At 35.2% G+C, this 21,071-nt stretch carries 21 protein-coding genes; 10 read left to right on the top strand and 11 right to left on the bottom strand.

Annotated elements, in window-relative coordinates:
* The first annotated feature begins 24 nt into the window (after nucleotides 1-24).
* Nucleotides 25-336 carry a rhodanese-like domain-containing protein gene (locus tag RCH13_RS10560; RefSeq protein WP_326987204.1) on the top strand — a complete coding sequence of 104 codons (312 nt, stop codon included), beginning with the start codon at nucleotides 25-27 and terminating at the stop codon, nucleotides 334-336.
* 73 nt (nucleotides 337-409) lie between these two features.
* Here RCH13_RS10560 and RCH13_RS10555 read toward each other — a convergent pair whose 3' ends face one another.
* The 3 genes from RCH13_RS10555 to RCH13_RS10545 all read right to left on the bottom strand — a co-directional run bounded on the left by RCH13_RS10555 (nucleotide 410) and on the right by RCH13_RS10545 (nucleotide 3,334).
* Nucleotides 410-2,257 (bottom strand): Xaa-Pro dipeptidyl-peptidase, encoded by a 1,848-nt coding sequence (locus tag RCH13_RS10555; RefSeq protein ID WP_326987203.1) that lies wholly within the window; start codon nucleotides 2,255-2,257, stop codon nucleotides 410-412.
* A 376-nt stretch (nucleotides 2,258-2,633) separates the two neighbouring features.
* Nucleotides 2,634-2,984 (bottom strand): DoxX family protein, encoded by a 351-nt coding sequence (locus RCH13_RS10550; protein ID WP_326987202.1) that lies wholly within the window; start codon nucleotides 2,982-2,984, stop codon nucleotides 2,634-2,636.
* 2 nt (nucleotides 2,985-2,986) lie between these two features.
* On the bottom strand, nucleotides 2,987-3,334 hold the full coding sequence (locus RCH13_RS10545; RefSeq protein WP_326987201.1) for a DoxX family protein: 348 nt from the start codon (nucleotides 3,332-3,334) through the stop codon (nucleotides 2,987-2,989).
* A 198-nt stretch (nucleotides 3,335-3,532) separates the two neighbouring features.
* On the opposite strand from RCH13_RS10545, the gene RCH13_RS10540 reads away from it, so the two are divergent.
* From RCH13_RS10540 to RCH13_RS10520, 5 genes are all read left to right on the top strand, one after another.
* Nucleotides 3,533-4,828, top strand: a complete 1,296-nt coding sequence (locus tag RCH13_RS10540) for a TolC family protein (protein ID WP_326987200.1) — start codon at nucleotides 3,533-3,535, stop codon at nucleotides 4,826-4,828.
* A 106-nt stretch (nucleotides 4,829-4,934) separates the two neighbouring features.
* Entirely contained in the window at nucleotides 4,935-6,011 is a 1,077-nt protein-coding gene (locus RCH13_RS10535; RefSeq protein WP_326987199.1) for an efflux RND transporter periplasmic adaptor subunit, read from the top strand.
* Nucleotides 6,012-6,037: 26 nt separating this feature from the next.
* Entirely contained in the window at nucleotides 6,038-9,277 is a 3,240-nt protein-coding gene (locus RCH13_RS10530; RefSeq protein WP_326987198.1) for an efflux RND transporter permease subunit, read from the top strand.
* Nucleotides 9,278-9,332: 55 nt separating this feature from the next.
* Nucleotides 9,333-9,638: a hypothetical protein gene (locus RCH13_RS10525; RefSeq protein ID WP_326987197.1), complete on the top strand. Its 306-nt coding sequence runs from the start codon at nucleotides 9,333-9,335 to the stop codon at nucleotides 9,636-9,638.
* Nucleotides 9,639-9,666: 28 nt separating this feature from the next.
* Complete coding sequence (locus RCH13_RS10520; protein WP_326987196.1) at nucleotides 9,667-9,873, top strand: YgaP family membrane protein; 207 nt, start codon at nucleotides 9,667-9,669, stop codon at nucleotides 9,871-9,873.
* Nucleotides 9,874-9,930: 57 nt separating this feature from the next.
* Here the strand turns inward: RCH13_RS10520 and RCH13_RS10515 are convergent, their stop codons facing one another.
* From RCH13_RS10515 to RCH13_RS10505, 3 genes are all read right to left on the bottom strand, one after another.
* Nucleotides 9,931-10,236 carry a helix-turn-helix transcriptional regulator gene (locus RCH13_RS10515; protein WP_326987195.1) on the bottom strand — a complete coding sequence of 102 codons (306 nt, stop codon included), beginning with the start codon at nucleotides 10,234-10,236 and terminating at the stop codon, nucleotides 9,931-9,933.
* Nucleotides 10,236-10,370: a type II toxin-antitoxin system RelE/ParE family toxin gene (locus RCH13_RS10510; RefSeq protein WP_326987194.1), complete on the bottom strand. Its 135-nt coding sequence runs from the start codon at nucleotides 10,368-10,370 to the stop codon at nucleotides 10,236-10,238. The genes RCH13_RS10515 and RCH13_RS10510 overlap by 1 nt, the downstream gene beginning before the upstream one ends.
* A 157-nt stretch (nucleotides 10,371-10,527) precedes the next feature.
* Nucleotides 10,528-11,106: a Tll0287-like domain-containing protein gene (locus tag RCH13_RS10505; protein WP_326987193.1), complete on the bottom strand. Its 579-nt coding sequence runs from the start codon at nucleotides 11,104-11,106 to the stop codon at nucleotides 10,528-10,530.
* Between the two features lie 96 nt (nucleotides 11,107-11,202).
* Between RCH13_RS10505 and pnuC the strand changes: the two genes are divergently transcribed.
* From pnuC to RCH13_RS10485, 4 genes are all read left to right on the top strand, one after another.
* Complete coding sequence (gene pnuC, locus RCH13_RS10500) at nucleotides 11,203-11,886, top strand: nicotinamide riboside transporter PnuC (RefSeq protein WP_326987262.1); 684 nt, start codon at nucleotides 11,203-11,205, stop codon at nucleotides 11,884-11,886.
* A gap of 75 nt (nucleotides 11,887-11,961) precedes the next feature.
* The gene (dapF, locus tag RCH13_RS10495) at nucleotides 11,962-12,738 is read left to right on the top strand and encodes a diaminopimelate epimerase (RefSeq protein WP_326987192.1); all 777 of its coding nucleotides are present in this window, start codon (nucleotides 11,962-11,964) and stop codon (nucleotides 12,736-12,738) included.
* 17 nt (nucleotides 12,739-12,755) lie between these two features.
* Complete coding sequence (mltG, locus tag RCH13_RS10490; RefSeq protein ID WP_326987191.1) at nucleotides 12,756-13,793, top strand: endolytic transglycosylase MltG; 1,038 nt, start codon at nucleotides 12,756-12,758, stop codon at nucleotides 13,791-13,793.
* Between the two features lie 100 nt (nucleotides 13,794-13,893).
* Nucleotides 13,894-16,398 (top strand): TonB-dependent receptor domain-containing protein, encoded by a 2,505-nt coding sequence (locus tag RCH13_RS10485; protein ID WP_326987190.1) that lies wholly within the window; start codon nucleotides 13,894-13,896, stop codon nucleotides 16,396-16,398.
* Between the two features lie 133 nt (nucleotides 16,399-16,531).
* Here the strand turns inward: RCH13_RS10485 and RCH13_RS10480 are convergent, their stop codons facing one another.
* The 5 genes from RCH13_RS10480 to RCH13_RS10460 form a co-directional block, all read right to left on the bottom strand.
* Nucleotides 16,532-17,692 carry a hypothetical protein gene (locus RCH13_RS10480; RefSeq protein ID WP_326987189.1) on the bottom strand — a complete coding sequence of 387 codons (1,161 nt, stop codon included), beginning with the start codon at nucleotides 17,690-17,692 and terminating at the stop codon, nucleotides 16,532-16,534.
* Between the two features lie 12 nt (nucleotides 17,693-17,704).
* Nucleotides 17,705-18,730 carry a UDP-glucose 4-epimerase GalE gene (gene galE, locus RCH13_RS10475; RefSeq protein WP_326987188.1) on the bottom strand — a complete coding sequence of 342 codons (1,026 nt, stop codon included), beginning with the start codon at nucleotides 18,728-18,730 and terminating at the stop codon, nucleotides 17,705-17,707.
* A gap of 56 nt (nucleotides 18,731-18,786) precedes the next feature.
* Complete coding sequence (locus RCH13_RS10470; protein ID WP_326987261.1) at nucleotides 18,787-19,041, bottom strand: type II toxin-antitoxin system RelE/ParE family toxin; 255 nt, start codon at nucleotides 19,039-19,041, stop codon at nucleotides 18,787-18,789.
* Between the two features lie 13 nt (nucleotides 19,042-19,054).
* Nucleotides 19,055-19,315, bottom strand: a complete 261-nt coding sequence (locus tag RCH13_RS10465) for a hypothetical protein (RefSeq protein ID WP_326987187.1) — start codon at nucleotides 19,313-19,315, stop codon at nucleotides 19,055-19,057.
* 449 nt (nucleotides 19,316-19,764) lie between these two features.
* Nucleotides 19,765-20,892: a DegT/DnrJ/EryC1/StrS family aminotransferase gene (locus RCH13_RS10460; protein WP_326987186.1), complete on the bottom strand. Its 1,128-nt coding sequence runs from the start codon at nucleotides 20,890-20,892 to the stop codon at nucleotides 19,765-19,767.
* Nucleotides 20,893-21,071 lie beyond the last annotated feature (179 nt).

Here is a 21,071-nt window from a genome sequence, read left to right as displayed (position 1 = left end):
TTAAACCAATTAAATAGCAAATTGATGTTAGATACAATCAACAATCTCTTCGGATTCACAAAAACAGATTACGCAGACCTTCTTAAAAAAGGAGCCATTATCGTGGATGTTCGCAGCAAAGACGAATATGCAGGAGGTCATATTAAAAACTCCCTCAATATTCCGGTGGATCAACTTCTGAATAATTTGTCCCGACTGAAAGACAAAAATAAAACCATCATTACGTGTTGCGCTTCTGGAATGAGAAGTGGCACAGCGAAAACAATTCTTCTGAAAAATGGCTATACCGATGTACATAATGGTGGCGGTTGGGCAAGTTTAAACGAAAAAATTTAAACACATCACGATATTCTATATAATAAAACCTCGAATAATCGAGGTTTTATTTGTTTTGATAGATGTACTAAATTTAATTATCACTGATTGCATCCGAAAACGCTTTCTTACCACCCACAATTGGCAATGTTAATTGAGTTCCTTCCAAATCAACTGTTAATTCCGTACCTGGTTCTGGATGTAAGGTGAATTCTTTATCACTGGAGAAAATCAACAATCCTATTTGTTGTCCTTTTTTAACGACTTGATCATCGGGCTGCAAATCAAAAGATACTTCATACTTCTTGCCTGGAACTAAGGGTTCGCCTTTTCTTATCGACGCATGATTTTGCGGATCAGCCCAACCACGGGTAATGTTATTGTCAGTAATTTTTGCAGTTCTTCCTTCATTCCAGGGTAATGATACCAACCAAACTGATAAATTTGCTGCAGATTTGTTACTAGCTAATTTAATGGTGATTTTTGGCACGCCAGATAGATGAATATCTTTTGTGAATTTTGGACTCACATACAATAAGCGGTGATCCGTATTTTCAGCTCTGGCTAAACTTTCACCGTTAAATGAATAATTATCAACCAAGGTCTCTTTCCCTTCCCCAGATGATTTTTCGGTAATTAATCCTCCAACTTTCGGCGCACCTTTCGTTAAATAAAAGGTTACCGGTTTAGCTTCTGGATTTGGAAAATCTTGGTAAGAAGTTGGTTTATCAACCGCATCATTTTCCCGAACAATAAAGGCTTTGTTTGTATTTTTTTCTATGCCGTTTTCAATCCCAAATAAATAATGAGTAAACCATTTGTTCATCATTTCAAGTGGTGGCGGTCCACCGTGACCATTTTGGTGGTAGTAGATGGCTGTTTCTAAGCCCATCTCTTTGGCTTTCTTATAAATGCGATAACTGTGCTCCGGCATCACATTCCAATCGTTAAAACCGTGAGCCATTAATAGTGCAGCTTTCATCTTCGGCATTTGGTTAAGATAATCACGGTCCGACCAAAAATCATTATAATCGCCGGTAATTCTATCCATACCGTTTTTCATTTCGGTGTCTCGGGTATTCGCATTATTATAGGCGCGTTTGGATTCATCACCACTGTGAATAAAATCATACAAAACATCAACATCTTCCCCTAAATACCCACCAGGTGAACGAACCAATCCGTTTGAGCGGTAGTAATGATAATAAGATGTATTTGGCGCAATAGGAATAATCACTTCTAAACCTTTGACACCAGTTGTTGCGGCAGCTAGTGGAATTGTTCCGTTGTAGGAAGTTCCCGTCATCCCTACTTTTCCCGTTGTCCAATAAGCTTTCACTTTTTCAGTACCATCTGCAGAAGTATATCCCTTAGCTCTTCCATTGAGCCAATCGATGACTGATTTTGGAGCTAAGGATTCATTTTCACCACCAACCGTTGGGGAACCTTGAGACAAACCAGTACCCGGCGAAGAGGAATGGACCACAATAAAACCACGAGGTACCCAAGTTGCAATGAGTGAGTTTGATATAATAGGACGTTTACCAGTTCGAACAACTTCAGCGTGGACGCGCGCTTTTCCAGCTTGTCCCAATTCATGGTTAACATCCCAAAAACCACCTTCTACATCAGGTGCAACGCCGGAATAATACGGACTCGATTCATAAATCACAGGAAGTTTCAATCCTTCAGTTTCGGTTTGATACGGTCGGGTCACATCAACATGCATGCGGTCCTTTTTACCATCACCATCTGTATCAAAAGGGGTTTCAACCCAAAGATCGGTTCTAATCCATTTGTCCGCATCTTTAAATTCGGGGACGATTTGAGTTTCTCCATTTTCAAAAACAGGCGCGGCTTTCAGAGTAGTCTGGGCATTTGCATTAAAGAATGAAATCGTAAGAGATACTAATAAGAAACTTGCATTAAAGAATTTTTTCATGCTATATTTTTTCATTTTGAGGTTACTATTTAGAAAGGGTCCGCAATTAAAGAAAATATTCAAACTTTGGAAGTTTTAATTGATGTTAAAGATATCATTTCCTGCGAAAGGCAATTGAAACTTTTTCATTTTTCATTCGGTTCCGCCTCCAAACTTAAAAAAGCTCTGATGAATCAACAAAGCTTTATATAAAAGATATATATTATTAATTCTAGAAAAAGAGAGGCTTTACCGAAGTGCATTTTGAAAAGATCAAAATTCGATTAAATTAAACATCGTGATGGTTACCACACATCCATAACATTTAAAAACAAACTGACCGATCAGCAGAAAACCCTTGTTTTTTCGACATTTTTTTATATTGAAATGATACCTCTCAAACGGTTTGAGTTATTGCCAAATAAAATATAAAGGCATTAAGAATCATAAAAAAAATTGCTGGTGTAGAGATTAATAAACTATCCTTTGTTTTAATTCTCGTTAATACACCAAATAACATCAAAAGGGCAAGTCCAGCAGCTGAAATAAGTAAAAGGGGTTTATTAAATAACCCAATGAGCAAACCCGCGGCGCCCAAAATTTCTAAGACAATCACATAAATTCCAAAACCTTTTAAGCCAAATCGATTAAATTCTTTTTTCATATTCGGTGACACAAAATAGGAAATAGCATAACCCGCAAAAGAGAGACTTGAAATTAACACACAGGAAATCAACAAATAATTCATGTTTAAATAATGTCCATCGAAACGACTGCTATGAAAATGCAAAGAATCAATAAAACGAGCGATGGCAAGTGTTTAATGAATGGATTTTTAATTTTAAAATGAAAGTACTGTGCAGCTACCATAAATAATCCCATCAAAATGGCGGGAATCGCAACTAAGGACGGAAACCAAATTCCTGCAACCAGCAACGTTGCTAAGGAAATCTTTGCTGCTCCAACAAAGGTTCTTGTTAGATCACTCAATCCGAATTGTTTAAATTCTTTGACAATTACATCATATCTGAAAATCCAAACGTAGAAAACGGCAGCTGCTACAATAATTTGTGCTAAAAGTAAAAGAGTTGTCATCATTTTTATTTAGTTGTTTACTGTAAAAATAGGGTTTTTACTGACATTAAAATTTTTTATTATTTCTTGTGAGGTAAGTTACCAATAACCAGACTGCGATTTTATTTTAGTTCTCACTATTCCCACTGCTTCTTTCTATGTAACCTTTGTCACTGTGTAGGATTTTTTACTGCAATACTTTTGTCATCAAATTAATAAGACATGAAAAAAGTATTATTCCTATTATTTATATCAACTCAATTTTTCGCTCAGGATACCATTCAAATTTCTAAAAAAGATTTAGAAGCGAAAATTGAAGGCCAGAATTTATCCGTAAAATTAGCAAATGACGAAGTGAATATTGCCAAAGCAAGTTTGCTCGAAAGTCGCGCCATGTATTTGCCAAACATCACTGCGTCTTATACGGGAATTTCTACCAATAATCCTTTGATGGCTTTTGGGTCAAAACTGAATCAGGAAAGAATTACGATGATGGATTTTGATCCGGCGAGATTAAACAGTCCAGACAATATTTTCAATTTCGCGACTAAATTAGAAGTTCAGCAACCGATTTTTAATAAAGATGCGGTGTACCAAAAGAAAGCGGGTGAAGTAAAAGTGGATGTTTTAAAAATTAAAGAAGAACGGACGAAAGAATATCTTCAGTTTGATTTGAATAAAGCTTATCTGCAATTGCAAATGACGTATAAAGTGGTGAAAGTTTTAGAAGAAGCGAAAAACACAACACTTGCCAATAAAAAAGTAATCGACAATTATTACAAAAACGGAATGATCCAGAAATCTGAAGTTTTGTACATGGACGTAAGAGTTTCCGAAATTGAAAGCCAGATTCAATATGCAAAATCCAATGTGAGAAACGCTTCGGATTATATATATTTTTTATTGAATGAAGATTCTCAAAATAAAGTTTTAAAACCGCAGGATGAATTTTCTTATCAGGAAAATATTTTGGAGCAAAATCCGACTTTAAATCCGAACAGAAAAGATTTGCAAGCGTATGAAAAATCTCTTGAAGCGTACGATTGGATGATCAAATCCTCCAAAGCGAAATTTCTTCCCAAATTAAATGCCTTTGGAAGTTTTGAAGTCTATGACAATAAACCTTATCAATTTGATGCAAACGGATATTTGGTCGGACTGCAATTATCCTGGAATGTTTTCGATGGTCTAAAAGCAAAAAGCGAACAGGAAAAATACAAAGCAGATCTGTCAAAAGCACAAACCGAAATTCAGCAATATCAAAAACAGAATCAGTTGGAGCTCAACAAATCTTACCGACAGGTTTTAGATGCGGATCAAAAAGTTTCTTTAACTAAATTATCTTGGGATCAAAGTGCAGAAGCGTACAGAATTCGAAAAAACAGATACAATCAAGGTTTAGAAAAATCTTCTGATTTGCTTTCTGCAGAAACAATGATGTCCCAAAAAGAACTGGAGCATCAACAGGCGATCTTCGAATATAATTCGGCGCTTGAATACTTTAAATTTTTAAGATAGAAGTTAGATATGAGATGTTAGACATTAGATAATACGATAAAATCTAACCTCTACTTTCTAATTTCTAACCTCTAATTTCTAACCTCTAATTTCTAAAATCAATACAATGAAAATATTAGTTTATTCCGTCCTCATATTAGGATTGACCATGAGTTGCTCCGCCGACGAAAAAGATGCAACCCTTTCTCAGAAGCCGATTCAAGTAACCGTGAATCAGTCCGGTGCTAATTCCGAAGGTGCTTATGCAAGTGCAAGTGGAAAATTAGTGGCGAAAAATTCTGTAAATGTAAGCACCCGAATGATGGGTTACATCACAGGAATGAAAGCCGAAGTTGGACAAAATGTAAGCGCCGGACAATTATTAGTGAGCATAAACGCAACAGATATCCAAGCAAAAGGTGGACAAGCCAATGCGCAGATTTCTCAAGCGCAAGCAAATTATAATATTTCTAAAAAAGATTACGAGCGTTTCTCCAATTTATATAAAAGTCAAAGTGCTTCTCAAAAAGAATTGGATGATATGAGAGCGCGCTACGAAATGGCAAAAGCTGGATTACAAGCAGCTCAAGCCATGAAAAGTGAAGTAAATTCACAATACCGTTACACCAATATTACGGCTCCAATTTCTGGAGTAATTACGGCGAAATTTGCAGAACAAGGAGATATGGCAAGTCCAGGAATGCCTTTGCTAACCATCGAATCTCCTTCCGCATTACAAGCGCAAGTTTTGGTTTCGGAGCAGAATATTACTTTAATAGAACAGGGAATGCCGGTGAAAATCACGCTAAAATCCAACAACGAAGAAGTTGCCGGAACCGTCGCAGAAATCAGCCGATCTTCCGCAAACACAGGTGGTCAATACATGGTGAAAGTAAATGTTTCTAATAGCAAAAATTTATTGTCGGGAATGTTTGTGAATATCCAGTTTCCTTTTAAAAATACCGGAAAAGTAAATCAGGATTTCCAGGAAGGCGTGATGATTCCAAAATCTGCTTTGGTAGAAAAAGGCCAGTTAACAGGAGTTTACACGGTGAGTTCAAGCAATACTGCAATTCTCCGCTGGGTAAAAACAGGGAAAAATTTTGGAGATCAGGTAGAAATTTTATCGGGTTTAAATTCTAAAGAACCTTATATCGTTTCGGCTCAAGGAAAACTCTTTAACGGAGCAAAAGTAAAACAATAATTTCCTCACTTATTTAAAAAAATATTATGCAACAAGGAATCGCAGGAAGAATAGCCGAAGTCTTCATCAATTCAAAATTATCAATTCTGTTGATGGTTGCGTTGATGGTGATCGGCGCTTACAGTTCCACCTTAATACCAAGAGAAGAGGAACCACAGATTATTGTTCCAATGGCCGATGTAATGGTCGGTTATCCCGGTGCAAATCCTACGGAAGTAGAAAATCGCGTGGTAAAACCTTTAGAGAAACTCATCTCCAACATCAAAGGAGTTGAGCATGTTCACAGTATGGCGATGAATGGAAAAGCCATGATTATTGTTCAATTTTACGTGGGTGAAGATACCGAACGTTCTTATGTGAAACTCTACGATGAGTTGATGAAAAATAAAAATATTTTTCCAAAAGGAGTTTACGAACCTTTAGTTAAGACCCGCTCCATTGACGATGTACCGATGTTGGGATTAACGCTTTGGAGTGAAAAATACAGCGATTTTCAGTTAAGACAAATGACTGAAGAACTTTCTTCGGAAGTCAAAAAAATTAAAGATGTTTCCCTCACCAACGTGATCGGTGGAAGAAATCGTCAATTAAAAGTGATTGTTGACAAAGATAAAATGGCGGAATCAAATGTGGATCCGTTGGGAATTATGCAAATGATTCAAGCCGGAAACGGAAGTTCCCAATCTGGAAGCTTCGCAAGCAATGACGCCGAATATTTGGTAACAACAGGCGAATTTTTAAGCACCGCAGAAGATGTTGGAAATCTAGTGATCGGGACTTCTCAAAATATGCCGGTTTATCTGAAACAAGTCGCGAAAATTGAAGATGGCCCTTCTTCTACAACCAATTATGTAAACTTTGGTTATGGAAATGCCACGGAAAAAGGCAAGAGTTTTTTATCGGAATATCCTGCTGTAACGCTTTCTATTTCGAAAGTTAAAGGAGCCGATGCAATGCATATTTCAGAAGAGATTTTAAATAAAGTAGAAACTTTAAAGAAAACTTTAATTCCAAATGATGTTCATGTAGAAGTCACCCGGAATTATGGCGAAACTGCTTCTCATAAAGTTTCAGAATTAATGGGGCATTTGGGAATTGCGATTGTTGCCGTAACGCTTTTGGTGATGCTCGCAATGGGATGGAGAGGCGGATTAGTTGTTTTCTTTTCAGTTCCATTGACCTTTGCATTGACGCTTTTCGCGTATTATATGTTGGGTTATACGCTGAACAGAATCACGCTTTTTGCCCTCGTTTTTGTAGTGGGAATCGTCGTTGACGACAGTATTATTATTGCGGAGAATATGCACCGGCATTTCCACATGAAGAAATTACCGTTTAAACAAGCCGCTATTTTCGCCATTAATGAAGTTGGAAATCCAACCATTTTAGCAACATTTACGGTAATTGCCGCGATTTTACCCATGGCATTTGTATCTGGAATGATGGGACCTTATATGTCTCCGATGCCGATCGGTGCGTCGATTGCGATGTTACTTTCCCTATTTGTGGCTTTAACGATTACGCCATATTTAGGTTTCCACTTATTAAAAGTAAAAGACAGCGAGGAACATAAAGAAGAGCAAGGTTTGGAAACTGGTTTCATCTATAAAATCTACAAAAAAGTTGAGCAACCTTTGCTTGATAATAGCAAGAAAAGATGGACCATGCTCGGAATTACGGGTGTATTGCTAATGATTTCTATGTTTGCTTTTGCGGCAAAATGGGTGGCTGTAAAAATGCTTCCGTTTGATAATAAAAATGAAGTTCAGGTAGTTATCGATTTACCGGAAGGAACGACTTTGGAAAGAACTGCGGCCGTTACGCAAGACATTGCACAATATCTGAAAACCGTTCCAGAAGTGGTGAATTATCAATCTTATATTGGTTCCGCTTCACCGATCACTTTTAATGGTTTGGTTCGTCATTACGATTTGCGTGGAAGCAGTAATTCTGCGGATATTCAGGTGAATCTTTTGCATAAAGAAGATCGCGATAATCAAAGTCATGATGTCGCAAAAACTATTCGTCCGGAAATTCACAAGATTGCCAAAAAATATGGCGCGAATGTGAAAATCGTAGAAGTTCCGCCGGGACCACCCGTTTTATCAACGATCGTTGCAGAAGTTTATGGACCAGATTATGAGGAGCAAGTTCGGATTGCAGATGAAGTTCAGAAAATTCTCATCAATACAGATGATGTCGTGGATGTAGACTGGATGGTAGAATCTCCACAAACGGAATTTAAAATCGTAGCCGACAAAGAAAAAGCCATGTTGAATGGTGTTGCGCCACAACAAATTGTAGGAAATCTCACCTATTTAATTGGCGAACATTCAATCGGAAATTTACTTGATCCAAAATCAAATGACGCGGTCGATATTGTGATGAAGTTAGAGGATGGTGACAAAACCAGCATTTCTAACATTACAGATTTAAAAGTAAAAGGTGCAGCCGGAATGGTTCCGATAAGTGACATTGTAAAAGTTCAAAGGGAAACTTTGGAGAAATCAATCTACAGAAAAGACCAGAAACGCGTCGTTTATATTCTCGCAGATATGGCAGGAGGATTAGAAAGTCCGGCTTATGCGATCCTGGGAATGGAGGAGAAATTGAAAAAAATCAAACTTCCGGCGGGATATTCTTTGAATGAACTGTACATGAATACGCCAAAAGATGAATCGGATTACACCGTGAAATGGGATGGAGAATGGCAAATTACTCTAGAAGTTTTCCGCGATTTGGGAGCCGCATTTTTAGTCGTGATCATCATTATTTATATGTTGATCGTGGGTTGGTTCCAAAACTTCAAAACGCCAATTATGATGATGATCCCTATTCCACTTTCTTTGGTCGGAATTGTACTCGGACACTGGTTATTAGGCGCTTTCTTTACGGCAACTTCATTTATCGGAATGATTGCTTTGGCAGGAATTATGGTGAGGAACTCGATTCTTTTGATTGACTTTATTGAAATTCGTTTGAATGAAGGAGCGCCCATTAAAAGAGCGATCATCGAAGCCGGAGCAGTAAGAACGACACCGATTCTATTAACAACTGGAGCGGTAGTAATTGGAGCAGTCGTGATTTTATTTGACCCTATTTTTCAAGGTTTGGCAATCTCATTGGTATTTGGAGCCATTGTTTCTACGCTTTTGACACTAATTGTAATTCCCTTGATTTATTACATGTCTGAAAAGAAAAACTGGCTACAAAACGAACCCGTAGAACAAGAACCAGTTGTCATTGAAGAAGAACTTCAGGATTAATTAACTCAATTCTCTGCCGTCAACTATTTCGGCAGAGAATTTTAAAACTATACAAATGAAATTATTACTCATCACCGCGATCAAGGAATTTGAAAGCAATATCAAAAATATTTTAGTAAAATCAGGCGCAAAATCTTTTACTTACAACTCCGTGAAAGGTTTTAAAAACGAAGGGGAAAGCAATAAAACAAGCAATTGGTTCGCATCTTCTTACGCCGAAACCGATTCCCTACTCTTCACGGTTTTTGTTCCTTTGGAAAACACCGAGATCATCATTAAAAAAATCGAAGATTTCAACAGCCATCAGGAAACACTTTCCAAAGTTCATATTGCTTTAATCGCTTTGGAACAACAATTTTAATTCAATAAAGAACAATAAAAAATATATTATGAAAAATAGAATAATACACGCATTTGCCGGAACGATGGTATTAGTAAGTATCCTTCTTTCCGTTTATGTAAACCAAAATTGGTTATGGCTGACTGGATTTGTAGGAATTAATTTGCTTCAATCCTCAATGACGAATTGGTGTTTGCTGGATAAGATTTTAGGAAAGTTGGGATATACCAATGAAGGTGGTTCTTGCGGGGTTTAACCGAAAATTTTGAAAATGATAAATCCTTGCAATTAATTTTGCTGGGATTTATATATACTAACCGAATACTAAACTCACTCTTTTACCAAGTCCAACCTCAAAAATACGGTACAATGTTGATAGTTGAATATCACATTTCCCGTTTTCCAATCTTGAAATATAACTTTTTTTAGTACCCACTTTTACAGCCAATTGTTCCTGGGTCATATTCGCTTCTTTTCGTGCTTCTCTCAACATTTGACTAATGACAAAATATTGTGCTTTCTCTTCAAAAACATCACGGTTTTCAGAACCAATTTCTCCGTATTTTAAGTCTAATAATTCGTCAAAGTTTATAGCATTTTTGATATCTTTTGTATCCATTATTTTTTATTTTTAAAGTATTCATCTTTGAGTTTCAAAGCCAGGCCAGTTTCATTCTTAGGAGTTTTCTGAGATTTTTTCTGAAAGCCATTAAACAGAACAACCAAGTTTCCTTTGTCGAAACAACAACTCATTTTACAAAGTTAACTTAATAGTTATCAAATAACAAAATTTTGCATCAATTAATTTAACTAATACATCAATTCACTTTGCATTATATTAAACCACAAAAAACAAACCGCCACAAAATGCGACGGTCCATCTTAACAAATAAAAAATATGGAAATTAAACTATTTAGTTTTGATACTGATCAATCCGCGGACTTCGTTTTCTTTGTAACCTGTTGCTAAATCTTTCGGATACAATTGTGCAATTTTCGCCGCCACTTTTGGCTGGATATTTTTTCCAATTTCGCCGTGACATTGCAAACACATTCCATTCGTTACAAGCGGTTCATAATAATGAGTTGCAGTGCGAACTGGTTTTAAAGTTTCACCTGCTAACAATTGTTTTTTGTATTGCTCAATTAATTTTAACTCTTCAGAATTAGCCAAGTTTCTTTCATTTCTGGTTTTGTCAGTCACTCTGGAAATCACCAAACCGTGTTTCTCCGACATTGATTTTGTTAAAGGCATAGCTTCAATATTGCAAAAATCCAAAGCCATTTCCGCTCCACCCATTGCAATTTGTTGACCTACATTTTTCATTAATAATCTTTTGGTTTCAGTCGCAAAATTATGTAAAGAGTCAGAGGAGATTTCGGATTTATTGCCGATTATTTCTTTACCTGAAACATCCTTTTGAACGATTTTATTTCCGCACTGCAGAAATAGGAAGGCGAAACCACTAAATAATAAAACTTTTTGCATGACTTTAATTTATTCAAAGATAAAGAGACTTTCCAACAACTAGTGTAACCGATGTCACAAACCGGTTTTTTCCCTGAAATTCTTATCTTTGAACTCATGAATTTCTACGAACTCTTCCTGAAACCTTACAAATCTTATGAAACCTATCAAATTATTCTGGAAGCAGTTGCTACCATTTTCGGTTTGCTAAGTGTTTTCTTTTCTATAAAAAAAAATATTTGGGTTTATCCTACGGGAATTATTTCCACCGTCCTTTATGTTTATATTCTTTATAAATTCGGACTTCTTGGCGATATGATGATCAATTTTTATTACAGCATCATGAGCATTTACGGCTGGATTCTTTGGTCCAAAAGTTCGGAAGATCATATTCACGTAGAAGTTTTCTGGGCAACAAAAAAAGAATGGATTTTTTCCGGAATTTTATTTTTCTTGAGTTTAATTTTAGTCACCCTCGTTTATTATTACAAACCTTTTATCGACAATCATTTTTCAATGACGGATGTTCAACTCGGATTATATCATTTGGATTGGGCGAACTGGCTGGATATTTTGACCACCGCAATTTTCCTGGTAGGAATGTGGCTCATGGCGAAACGCAAGATCGAAAACTGGATCTTCTGGATTGTCGGCGATATTATTGTAGTTCCCATGATGATTTACAAAGGTTTAGGAATTACTTCGATTCAATATTTTGTATTTACAGGATTGGCAATTATAGGTTATTTCGAATGGAAAAAGTCCTTGAAACCTATCACATCAACTGATTTAATCGATTAGGTTTTAAAATGCATCCTAAAGATTTCATTATCTTTGCTGACCCAAAAATAATGGGACAAAAAACCTTTTTGTTTTATGCAAAACACCATCGAATTTTTTAAATATCAAGGCACTGGAAATGATTTCGTTATGATCGATAATCGGGATATGCAATTTCCAAAAAACAAAGAAATAATCGAAAAACTCTGTGATAGACGTTTTGGAATTGGTGGTGATGGCTTGATTTTACTTGAAAATCAGGATGGTTTCGATTTTAAAATGGTCTACTTTAATTCCGACGGCAATGAAAGCACCATGTGCGGAAACGGTGGGAGATGCATCGTTGCTTTTGCTCATTTTCTGGATGTTTTTGAAGACAAGACGACGTTTGAAGCCATTGATGGAAAACATGAAGCAGAGATTCACAACGGAATCATCAAACTGAAAATGATTGACGTTGATATCATTAAAAATGTTGAAAATGATTTTGAATTAAATACCGGATCTCCGCATTATGTCACGTTTGTGGAAATGTTAAAGGATTTTAAAGTTTTCGATAACGGTAACAAAATCAGAAATTCAGCGTCTTATTGTCAAGAAGGAATCAATGTGAATTTTGTGGAAGAGATATCCGAAGATGAAATTTCTATCCGAACCTATGAAAGAGGTGTAGAAGATGAAACATTCAGTTGTGGAACTGGCGCAACAGCTTCAGCTTTGGTTTTTTCGAAAGATAAAAATCTACCTGCTGTAAAAGTTAAAGTTTTGGGTGGAAATCTAAAAGTTTACGCAGAACAGAACGGAGAAACCTTTAAAAATATTTGGTTAGAAGGTCCAGCAAAACAAGTATTTAAAGGAAAATTTAATTTATAGAAAATTTCAGAATAGCAATGAAAAAATCTTCGGGAATCGTATTGGTGATTGTATTTCTACTCTTTGCAGTTGGGAGTTTCTTCGGTTATCAATATTACAAGAAATATTACGGAAATAACGTAGAAAAAGAAGGGTACGTTTTGATCCCGCATTCTGCAAATTTCAATTCGATATTAGATTCCATTGCACCTTACATCAAAAATAAAGAAAGTTTTTCTGAGGTCGCGAAAAGCAAAAATTTAAATCAGTTTTTCAATGCAGGTCGATATCGGATTAAGTCCGGAACTAATAATTCTGATTTGGTGAATATGATCAAAGCAGGAAACCAAACCGAAAATACTTTTAGAATTGGAGATTTTTTTACGGTTTATCAAATGGTCGGAAAAGTTGCTAAAAAAACGGAACTCGATTCTTTGAGATTTGCAAATGATTTAGATAAAATTGCTAACGGTAAAGGTTTGACCAACGCAGAAGATCTAAAAAAATATTTCTTCATCGATTCTTACAACTTCTTCTGGACCGTAACTCCGAAAGAATTTTTTAAAAAATTTGAAGATGATTACAATGGTTTTTGGACCGCAGAACGCAAAGTGAAAGAAAAAAATTCCGGTTTGACGAGAGATCAGATCTATGCTTTGGCGTCTTTGGTTTATAAAGAAACTGGCGGAAAACCCGATGAAATGAAGACAATTGCGGGTTTATATTTGAACAGATATCGCAAAGGCATGAAATTGCAAAGTGATCCTACCGTAATTTATGCGGTGAGTAAAGCCAATAATTTTCAGGGAGAAACCTTAAAAAGAGTTTTCTACAAACATTTGCGGGAACCTTCTCCGTATAACACCTACTTTTCTGCTGGAATTCCACCTGGACCAATTTGTATGGTTGACAAAAATTCTGTAGACGCGGTTTTAAATGCGGAAAAAAATAACTTCATTTTCATGGCGGCAGATCCAGATAAATTTGGATTCCACCGTTTCACCGCAAGTGACATCGAACATGCGAAAAATGCCAAAGATTATCAAAATTGGCTGAATTCCAAAAACATTAAATAATAAAAATTAGAAAGGAGGAATTCTTGTGTTCATCTCATTAAACACCTGTTTAATTTAACCTCCATTAAAAATTACAATCTGTATCGTTTAAAATAAGATTATGATCAACAAAATTGAGTTTTCATCAATTATCAGAACAAAAACTTTAGTGCTGACTTTCGTTTTGGGAGCAGCAAGTTTAGCTTTCGCGCAAGAGAAAATAAATGTAACCGGAAAAATTGTAAGCAAAGAAAACAATGCAGTTCCTTACGCATCGGTAACCTTTAGTAACAAAGCGAACAAACTCTTTAGCGATGCAGCTTTAACCGATGAAAAAGGAGATTATCAACTCGCGCTGACTCCCGGAAATTATGACATTACAATTGAGGCGATCGACTATCAGAAAGCAACATTGAATAGAAAAATTTCTAGCGCAGGAAATCTCGGAAATTTTTCAGTAGAAGCAGAAAGTTCAGTTACCAATACGAAAACTTCGGATATTCAAGGTGTTGTCATTACATCGACCACAAAGCCTTATCGTGTAGAAATTGACAAAAAAGTATATGATCCTTCCACAGATTTGATCAGTAAAGGTGGGACTTTGCAAGATGTTTTAAGCAATGTTCCTTCCATTGCGGTAGATACAGATGGAACCGTTTCTATGCGGGGAAATTCTAATATTAAATTTTTAATTAACGGAAAACCTTCCTCCCTTTTAGGAATTGATGACGGCGCAGATGCGCTGAAAACAATTCCCGCAGATCAAATTGATCGAATTGAAGTGATCACCAATCCTTCCTCTAAATATGAAGCTTCAGGAACTGCCGGAATTTTAAATATTATTCTGAAAAAATCTAAAAAACTTGGTTTTAATGGAAGTGTAACCGGAACAATCGGTTACTTACCCTTAACAAGTTTAAACACCAATCTAAGCTGGAAAAAAGGAGCCTGGACTTATTACCTCAATGGTGGTGGTGGTTATAGCAAAAATAGATCTAAAAATAATTTAGAATACCGCACCCTTTTAAGTGATAATCAATTAGTAGACAATACTTTGCTTTATCGAAGAAAAGATGGAGAAAATAATGGGGAAAGTAGAAATTACAATGCAAACACCGGATTTGTAGTGGATCTTACAGAGAAATCTTCTCTTAATGCCTCTGTTCTTTTTAGAAATTTCCAGTATGAGTCTAATGACCAGACCGATATTTATGAAAAATTTTTTCAGCGACTTGCAAAGGCAACAACTCAGAATGATGTGGGCGTTAGAAAAAATAATTCTTTCCAGGCAGATCTAGGATTCGATCAAAAAATTGGGGAAAAAGGTCAATTATTTTCACTTTCTGGAAGTTTTCAAAATAGCAAGGGAGAAAACACGACGATGATTACAGAAAACAGTTTAACGGGAAATACTGCAACGACAATTGCAAGTGATGTTTTCAGTACCACAGATAATACAACCTACATCGGAAAAGGAGATTATGAATTGCCTCTAGGCGAAAAATCTAAAATTGAAGCTGGAGCAAGATATGATTACACCAAAAATATTTATGATTATTCTGTTGATCAAAGCAAAAACAATCTACCGTTTCAGCCTGTATTAGATTTTACCAGCACCACAACGTATGGCGAAAAAATTGCTGCAGCTTATGCGCAGTTTAAAAGTAAAATTGGCAATTTTGGGTATCAAGTCGGAACTCGGGTAGAAAATACCAATATCGATATCAGTTACAAAAATGTAGGAACTGGTTTACAGGTTCAGGATCAGAAAAGCTACACCGGATTTTTTCCAAGTGTTTTCTTTACTTATGAGCTGGGAAAAAATCAGTTGCTATTAAATTATTCCCGCAGAATTCAGCGTCCCAGATCTTTTTTCTTAGTACCCTTTAATTCTTATGACAGCAGAAGTATTTTCCGCGGAAATCCAGATTTGGATCCAACGTATGAAAATTCCTTTGAATTGGGATACAGTTTAGTTACCAAAAAAATTACGCTGAACCCAACTTTATACTACAAAAAATCTCAGGATGAAGTCAATTTTGTTCAGCTTCCGATCCTTGAAAATGGAAATACGCTTATTGTAACGCAACCCGTAAATGCAGGTTCCGAAACACAGTATGGTTTGGATTTGAACGCGACCTACGATCCAGCAAAGTGGTTACGATTGATGGGAAGTTTAGATTTATTTGGATATAACAATACCGGTAATTTTCAGGGCGTAAGTTTTGAAGGCCAGGGATTTTCTTCCAGAGCGCGTTTAACAACCACTTTTAAACCCGATAAAAATACGTCCCTGCAAGTTCAGGGATTTTATCGTGGCGCGGAGAAAACAGTGAGTAATGATCGAAAAGGAATGTATGCCGTAAGTTTTGGCGCGTCCCGAACAATTCTGAAAGGAGACGGAACTTTGGCTTTTAATATTCAGGATATTTTTAATTCCAGAGCCCGTGAATTTACGTTCACTGGTGCAGAATATTCTCAATATTCTTACAATCAATTTTCGCCAAGACAGTTTTCCCTTTCTTTCACGTACCGATTTAAACAAGGTGATAAAGTAGATCAACCGAAACGTAAAAAAGATATTAATTCTAATAGTCAGGGTGGTGAAGACGGACCGCCGATGTAGGATGATGGATGATGGATGACAAGAAATAACATTAAAAAAATCCTGAAAATTAATTTTTTCAGGATTTATTATTTAAGGAAATTCTAATTTCCATTTTCTATTTTCTGCTTCGTAAATACATTTCCAAGGGAGCTTATTTTTTCGCGCAATATTTATCTAAGGCTTCATAATTCATATCATTTCTATCACCGAGAAATATCGCCATTTTTAAGTCAGAACAAATTTTTGATTTCTCATTTTCAGGAATTTCAATATCTTTTTTTTCTGCCAAAACTGTAATTTCTGAATTACCACTTAATTTACGATTAACTCCTAATTCATATTTTCGAATGCTTGCAAAAGCACGATTAGCAATCGCAGAATCGTAATACGGTTCAATTTCTATCGCTTTATCAAAATCTAAAATTGCTTCATCAAATTTCATTTGATTTAAAAGAATAGTCCCTCTTGAAAAATAAACATCTTTATAATTTGGATAATCTTCAATAACCTTGGATAGTATTTTTGTTGCAGAATTTTCGTTTTTATTTTTATAAGATTCGTTTGCTTTATTCATTTGCCTATCTAATTCTGCAAAATTTGGATCGGGAAGAATTTTATCGTTAACAATCTTTTCAGTTCTAGCAATTTTTCCATTGGAATAATAAGTTTTTGACTCATCAATCATTTTTCCATTTTGAAAGTTTGTTTGCTGCTTCAGTTTCCCATTAGGAAAATACATTTCCCAAATTCCATCCTCCTTTCCATTCACAAATTCTCCTTTATGCTTTAAAGAACCATCTTTAAAATATTCTTTATCTAAACCATTTGGAATTGAACTTACATAGTTTCTCTCCAAAGAAACTTTTCCATTTTGGAAATATTTTTTTGTTAAACCATTTAAATTTCCATTTTTTAAAAAACCTTCTCCCTGAATTCTTCCACTGTAATAATAATCAATAAACTTTCCAGTATAAATTTGATTGTTATAATACCAAACATTCCCCTTTTTCATTTCCATCTGTTTGGTGGATGGAATTTTTTTATTTTCAGTAGGTCTGTTTTTGAATTCTTTGGTAAAAAAGAAAATGGCCTTATCAAATTTTTCAAGACCATATTTTGCCAGAGAATCTTTATTATTAATAACATTAACTTTGTCAATATCATCATTATTAATTTCATTTTCTCTTTCAGGATTTTCTCTTACAGTAATGTTGTCCACGACATAAACTACATTTTCAGCTTTATTTTGAGAAAACAGAGTACTGCTAAAAATAAAAATCGGAATCAAGAAAATAAAGTTTTTAATCCTCATCTGAATATATATTTAAGACTTATTATTTCTGCTCTCCAGATATTTTTGCCATTCCCAGGTTGTTCTTAGGGCTTCTTCCAGGGAAGTATCTGCTTTCCAACCCAGTTCTCTTTCCGCTTTATCCGCATTTGCATAAGCAACCGTAATATCTCCGGCTCTTCTTTCACAGATTTGATAGGGAACTTTTACACTATTTGCAGTTTCAAAAGCATTCACAACTTCCAAAACTGAAGATCCTTTACCAGTTCCGAGATTATAAATATCAATCACGGTTTCAGAAGTTTCATTCATTAATTTTTGCAAAGCTTTTACGTGCGCTTTTGCCAAATCGACCACATAAATATAATCCCGAACCGCAGTTCCATCCTCCGTTGGATAATCGTTTCCCCAGATTGATAATTTTCCCCGAATTCCAGAGGCAGTTTGCGTAACGTAAGGAACTAAATTATTGGGAACACCAATTGGCAATTCTCCCAAAAGAGCACTTGGATGCGATCCGATCGGGTTAAAATACCGCAGCAAAGAAACTTTCTTTTGGTAAGCAGTTGCAAAATCTTTCAGAATTTCCTCACCCATTTGTTTGGTCTTTCCGTAGGAAGATTCAGGTGTTTTCAACGGCGTATTTTCATCAATAGGTTGTTCATCGGCTTGACCATAAACGGTGCAACTGGAACTGAAAATAAAATTGGAAATGTTCCTATTCTTGAATTCCTGAAGCACATTGATTAAAGTGTAAAGATTATTTTCGTAATAATCCAAAGGTTTTTCCTGGCTCTCTCCTACTGCTTTATAGGCTGCAAAATTAATACAGCCATCAATCTCATACGCATCAAAAACCTGCGCAAGCAATTCTTTTCGTCTTAAATCAAATGGGAAAAAAACAGGTCTTTTACCTGCGATCTTTTCAATATTATCGAGGATAAATTTCTCAGAATTGGACATGTCATCAACAATGATGACTTGAAAATTATTTTTCAAAAGTTCTACAACCGTGTGAGAACCTATATATCCGAGTCCGCCGGTAACGAGTATTGTCATTTTTTATGAGTGATTAATAATAAATTAAAATTGATTTTAAGTTTTAGGTTTCCTACCTATTCCGTTATTTTTTTTGGATTTTGATGAGTACTAAAAATTCTTAAAACAATAATCTTTTCTTCTTCAATTTGATAAATCATTTTAAAACTCCATTTCGTGACAAAACGAATATTTCCTTTGTTATAATAAGGTTCTTTTGGAAATTTAAAGGGCATATTCGACAGAGTTTCGGAGAGTTTTACCAATTCTTCTAAAAGCATTTCAGCATTTTTCGGACTTTTTAATGGAATGAAAGAAATAGCATTTTGCAAATCCAAAACTGCTCTATCTTCCCAAACTATTTCCCTTCTTCACCATTTTTCGGACATTATCAGTCGTGTGAAATTTTGCTGTGCCGTTTTCTATATCATTTTGTTGAGCATCCATTTCAGTAATAAATTCGTCTTCATTAATTGGTTTGCCTTCAACAGTGTAATAAATAACATCATCTGCTTTTAGAAGATTTTTTATTTTTTCCAAAAGTGGCAAATCATTCAAAGATAAAATTCTTTGAGCTAAATTTATTTTTAAGGTTTCTGTGTTCATAAGAGTAAATTTAATAATAAGTTCTATAAATTTGAAAAGAAAGATTTAGTTTTCATTTTTTCCTATTTCGTTAATTTCATTGTATACTTCTTTGTATTTAAATATGTTAATAATAATTAGATACAAACCAATAAATATCGATTTTTTAAAACTTTGATCACTGAAAATTCCAAAATATAAATTCCAGCAAACCATTGAGAAATACCAGATAAACAAAGGCAGAAAAGTGATGTTAATTAGAAGAACAGTTTTACGAAATTTTTCAAATAATGAAATAGTAATTGCAATATTTAAAATTAAAAAAATTACGTCGAAGATAAAGTCTTCTAAAATGAATGATTTCTTTGATAATCTGAGCAGAAATAAAGTGAAAAGCAAAGTAATTACAATGTGAATCCCTGCTTAAACTATAAAAATCCATTTAAATCAAAAAATCTTTCTTCTCAAAACTACTTATTCATAAATTCCAAAACCGCCTCCGTAATATATTTCAACTGCTCTTCATCAAGCTCTGTGTGCATTGGCAATGAAATCACTTGCTCTAAAAGTTTATCCGTATTCACAAAATCCGCATCATCACTCTCCTGAAAATAGGCTTTCTGCTTTCTTAAAGCCACTGGATAATAAATCATGGCCGGAATTTCTTTTTCGGTCAAAAATTTCTGCAGTTCATTCCGTTGTCCGTTCAAAATTCTCAAAGTATACTGGTGGAAAACGTGCGTGGAATATTGAGCTCTTTTCGGGGTCAAAATATTTGAATGACCGGCAAAAGCTTCATCATAATAATCTGCAGCTTTTTTTCGGGCTTCATTGTAGGTATCTAAAAGGGGAAGTTTTTTTCTTAAAACCGCAGCTTGAACGCTATCTAATCTGGAGTTAACTCCCACCTCATCATGGTAATATCTTTCATACATTCCGTGATTTACAATTCCTCGCATTTTGTAGGCTAACTCATCATCATCTGTAAAAATAGCACCGCCATCACCGTAACAACCTAAATTTTTCGACGGAAAAAAAGAAGTAGTTCCAATTTTTGTCATCGTGCCAGATTTCTTTACCGTACCATCAGAAAAAGTAAATTCTGATCCGATTGCCTGTGCATTATCTTCAATAATGTGCAGATTATGATCTTTTGCAATTTTAATAATTTCTTCCATATTGGCACATTGACCGAAAATATGAACGGGAATGATGGCTCTCGTCTTGGAAGTAATTGCTGCTCTAATTTTATCTGGATCAATGGTAAAGGTATCATAATCTACATCTACTAAAACAGATTTTAATTTTAATAACTCAATAACTTCTACGGTTGCCGCGAAAGTAAAATCTGCTGTAATTACTTCATCTCCTTCTTGTAAATCCAGCGCCATTAATGCAATTTGCAAGGCATCTGTTCCGTTTGCGCAAGGAATTACGTGCTTAGAATCTAAATAGTGCTCTAATTCTGTTTGAAAAGATTTTACTTCGGGACCATTAATAAACATGGCACTGTTCATCACACTTAGAATGGCATTATCTACATCTGGCTTTATCTTATAATATTGACTTTGAAGGTCAACCATCTGAATTTTCTTCATAAAAAATATTTGTTCAAATTTAGCAAATTTAAAATTTGGTAGGGCTCTATTTCGATATTGTTTTTGAATCAAGATGTACCGAAAATATAAATCACAGACCATTTCAGTTGTAGGTACAAAGAAACTTTACCAATTCACAAATGAGCCATTAAATAGGACAATTACTTACGTAAATGGAA

The sequence above is a fragment of the Chryseobacterium sp. MP_3.2 genome (genome assembly GCF_035984805.1).
Classification (GTDB): domain Bacteria; phylum Bacteroidota; class Bacteroidia; order Flavobacteriales; family Weeksellaceae; genus Kaistella.
The sequence above is the reverse complement of the archived record's forward strand: the minus strand, read 5'-3'. Positions and strand labels throughout refer to the sequence as shown.

Excerpts from the sequence above, each read along its gene's own strand:
- RCH13_RS10560 (WP_326987204.1), top strand. The coding sequence starts at position 25 with ATGTTAGATACAATCAACAATCTCTTCGGATTCACAAAAACAGATTAC.
- RCH13_RS10555 (WP_326987203.1), bottom strand. The coding sequence starts at position 2,257 with ATGAAAAAATTCTTTAATGCAAGTTTCTTATTAGTATCTCTTACGATT.
- RCH13_RS10550 (WP_326987202.1), bottom strand. The coding sequence starts at position 2,984 with ATGAATTATTTGTTGATTTCCTGTGTGTTAATTTCAAGTCTCTCTTTT.
- RCH13_RS10545 (WP_326987201.1), bottom strand. The coding sequence starts at position 3,334 with ATGATGACAACTCTTTTACTTTTAGCACAAATTATTGTAGCAGCTGCC.
- RCH13_RS10540 (WP_326987200.1), top strand. The coding sequence starts at position 3,533 with ATGAAAAAAGTATTATTCCTATTATTTATATCAACTCAATTTTTCGCT.
- RCH13_RS10535 (WP_326987199.1), top strand. The coding sequence starts at position 4,935 with ATGAAAATATTAGTTTATTCCGTCCTCATATTAGGATTGACCATGAGT.
- RCH13_RS10530 (WP_326987198.1), top strand. The coding sequence starts at position 6,038 with ATGCAACAAGGAATCGCAGGAAGAATAGCCGAAGTCTTCATCAATTCA.
- RCH13_RS10525 (WP_326987197.1), top strand. The coding sequence starts at position 9,333 with ATGAAATTATTACTCATCACCGCGATCAAGGAATTTGAAAGCAATATC.
- RCH13_RS10520 (WP_326987196.1), top strand. The coding sequence starts at position 9,667 with ATGAAAAATAGAATAATACACGCATTTGCCGGAACGATGGTATTAGTA.
- RCH13_RS10515 (WP_326987195.1), bottom strand. The coding sequence starts at position 10,236 with ATGGATACAAAAGATATCAAAAATGCTATAAACTTTGACGAATTATTA.
- RCH13_RS10510 (WP_326987194.1), bottom strand. The coding sequence starts at position 10,370 with ATGAGTTGTTGTTTCGACAAAGGAAACTTGGTTGTTCTGTTTAATGGC.
- RCH13_RS10505 (WP_326987193.1), bottom strand. The coding sequence starts at position 11,106 with ATGCAAAAAGTTTTATTATTTAGTGGTTTCGCCTTCCTATTTCTGCAG.
- pnuC (WP_326987262.1), top strand. The coding sequence starts at position 11,203 with ATGAATTTCTACGAACTCTTCCTGAAACCTTACAAATCTTATGAAACC.
- dapF (WP_326987192.1), top strand. The coding sequence starts at position 11,962 with ATGCAAAACACCATCGAATTTTTTAAATATCAAGGCACTGGAAATGAT.
- mltG (WP_326987191.1), top strand. The coding sequence starts at position 12,756 with ATGAAAAAATCTTCGGGAATCGTATTGGTGATTGTATTTCTACTCTTT.
- RCH13_RS10485 (WP_326987190.1), top strand. The coding sequence starts at position 13,894 with ATGATCAACAAAATTGAGTTTTCATCAATTATCAGAACAAAAACTTTA.
- RCH13_RS10480 (WP_326987189.1), bottom strand. The coding sequence starts at position 17,692 with ATGAGGATTAAAAACTTTATTTTCTTGATTCCGATTTTTATTTTTAGC.
- galE (WP_326987188.1), bottom strand. The coding sequence starts at position 18,730 with ATGACAATACTCGTTACCGGCGGACTCGGATATATAGGTTCTCACACG.
- RCH13_RS10465 (WP_326987187.1), bottom strand. The coding sequence starts at position 19,315 with ATGAACACAGAAACCTTAAAAATAAATTTAGCTCAAAGAATTTTATCT.
- RCH13_RS10460 (WP_326987186.1), bottom strand. The coding sequence starts at position 20,892 with ATGAAGAAAATTCAGATGGTTGACCTTCAAAGTCAATATTATAAGATA.